At 72.3% G+C, this 2569-nt stretch carries 1 protein-coding gene; it reads left to right on the forward strand.

Going from position 1 to position 2569, the window contains the following annotated elements; all coding sequences use genetic code 11:
* On the forward strand, window positions 1-2569 hold a 2569-nt coding region (locus QH276_RS02160), incomplete at both ends, for an alpha-(1->3)-arabinofuranosyltransferase domain-containing protein (RefSeq protein WP_280406577.1).

The raw sequence follows: 2569 nt of genomic DNA on the forward strand, positions 1-2569 counted from the left end.
CCGCCCCCCCCCGCGCCCTGCCGGTCCTTCTACACCCCCCCCCGGCCCCGCGCCGCCGGCCGCCCCCCGCCGGGCCTGGCGGCCGCGCTGCGCGGGCAGGGTATCGGCGTCCTGGTACTGCGCAACGATCTGGATCCGGACACTGCCCGGTCGACCCGGCCGCTGCTGGCGCACAGCGCGGTGGAGGGGTCGCCGGGGTTGCGTAAAGTCGCCGAGTTCGGTGAGCCGATCGAGCACGGGCCGGACAGGGACGATTTCGTGGTCGACGCGGATCTGCGGCCGGAATATCCGGCGGTGGAGATCTACCGGGTCGAAACGCCCGCGCCGGGCACCCCGGCCGAGGTGCGCAGCGGTAGCGGCGCGCCCGCCGAACTGCCGGGCGCCTACACGGTTCCGCTCGCCTCGGTACCGGTGGTGCAGGGCGGACCGGAGGTGCTGGAACGGCTCCACCGCGACCCCGCGACCGCGCACGAACCGACGCTCATGGCCGCCGACGCGCAGGCCGCCGGCCTGCCGATCGGCCCGGTCACGGTGACCGATACACCGATGAACCGGGAAACCGATTTCGGCAAGGTCGACAACCACAACTCCGCGCTACGCGCCCCCGACGACGCCCGCCGCACCCACAATCTGGTTCCCGACTACGCCGTACGGGGCACCGAACCGGTCACCGGCGACTGGACAGGCGCCACCGTCACCGCGTCGAGTTCGGCGGCCGACGCCACCCAGATCGGCGGTGCCGCACCCGGTAATTCGACCGCGGCGATCGTGGACGGGGATCCGGCCACGGCCTGGATCAGCAATGCCGCCGAATACGCAGTCGGCCAATGGGTGCGGCTCGATGTGGACCGGCCGTTCCGGTCCGGATTGCTGCGTTTCACCACCACCCCCGCCGCCATCGGCGACCCGGTGAAATGGGTGGAGGTGCGCACCAACAACGGCAGCGTTTCCGCCCGGATCACCGAACCCGGCGAACCGGTTTCGGTGGCGCTGCCGGTGGGCTCGACCGACTGGGTGAAGATCACGGCGCGGCAGACCGAACGCGGGTCCACCGGCGGCCAGTTCGGGATCAGCGAACTCGCGCTCGAGGACTACTCGAATCGCGAATTCCCCGTACCCGTCGATATCCGCCATCGCACAGTACTTCCGGAGACACCGCCGGGTGCCACGGTCACCGCCTGGGATCTCGGCCAGGAATTCCCAGGTCGCAGTGCGTGTTTCGATGCCCCGGATCGCATCCGATGCGCGAAGGGTATCGCGCTGGCGCCCGAGGAGATGGGCGCGTTCAGCCGGACGCTGTCGGTACCGGCGCCGGTGACGGTCGACCCGCAACTCACCGTCCGGCCCCGGCAGGGCCCCGCGCTGGAGGCGCTGCTCACGGATCCGGCGCGGCCGGTGGCCCGCGGTACCTCCGATGTCGGTGATCTGCGGGGTTCGGCGTTCGCCGCCACCGACGGCGATCCGCGGACCAGCTGGACGGCACCCGAAGAGTCCGCCCGCGACACCCGCGGCCCGAAACCGACACTGACGATCGAACTCCCCGAACCCACCCTGGTGACGGGGCTGGAACTGACCCCGTCACTCGGCGGGCTGCCCGCCGCCCCGACCTCGGTCGCGGTGAACCTCGGTAACGGCCCGCAGATCCGCGAACTCGACGAACCGCACGAGGTCTCCCGGATCGACCTGCATCCCACGGTGACCGATCGGATCGAACTGAGCATCCGCAGCTGGGAATCGGTACTGGACCGCACCGCCCTCGGCTACCACCAGCCGCAGCCGGCCGGGCTGGCCGAGGTGAACGTGCTGGGGCCGCAGTATCCGCCGCCCGCACCGGCGGACCGGCTGGTCACCGTCGGTTGCGATATCGGGCCGACCGTCGCGGTGGGCGGGCGGCTGGTGCACACCGGTATCACCGCCACCGCGGGCGAATTACGTTCCGGCGCACCGGTTCCCGCGCAAGTGTGCCCCGAGCCGGTGCCGGGCACCGAGACGGTCGCGGCCCTGCCGGTCGCCCTGCCCGCGGGCGAGGTCGATGTGCTGGTGGCACCGACCGAGCTGTTCTTCGTCGACCGGCTGCGTTTGGTGAACACCACGCCCGCGCCGCCGGTCGCCGAGACCGGGACCCGGCTGCTGACACTGCCGCTCAGCACGAATGTCGGCTGGTCGGCCCGTACCGCCGACGGCCGGGAACTCGAACCCGTCGTGGTGGACGGCTGGCAGCAGGGCTGGCTGCTTCCCGCGGATGCCGCCGGGCCGGTCACGGTGTCGTTCCCTATCGACACGTGGTACCGGACGGCCATATTCGGTGGCTTGCTCCTGCTGATCCCGCTGCTCGTGCTCGCCTTCCCGCGCGGTCCGCGAAGAGATCCCGCGGTACCCGTCCCGGCCTGGCGGACACCGTGGACGCTGGGAGGTCTGGCGCTCCTCGCGGCGGCGACGGTGATCGCCGGGCCCGCCGGCACCGTGCTCACGGTGGTGGGTCTGGCCGTGGTGCGGTTCGTCCCGCGGTTGCCGCGGCGCGCGCCGGCCGCGGTGGCCGGGTTCGGTACCGCGCTGTCCGCCGCCGCGC

Source organism: Nocardia carnea (genome assembly GCF_029869215.1).
GTDB classification, from domain to species: Bacteria; Actinomycetota; Actinomycetes; order Mycobacteriales; family Mycobacteriaceae; genus Nocardia; species Nocardia carnea_B.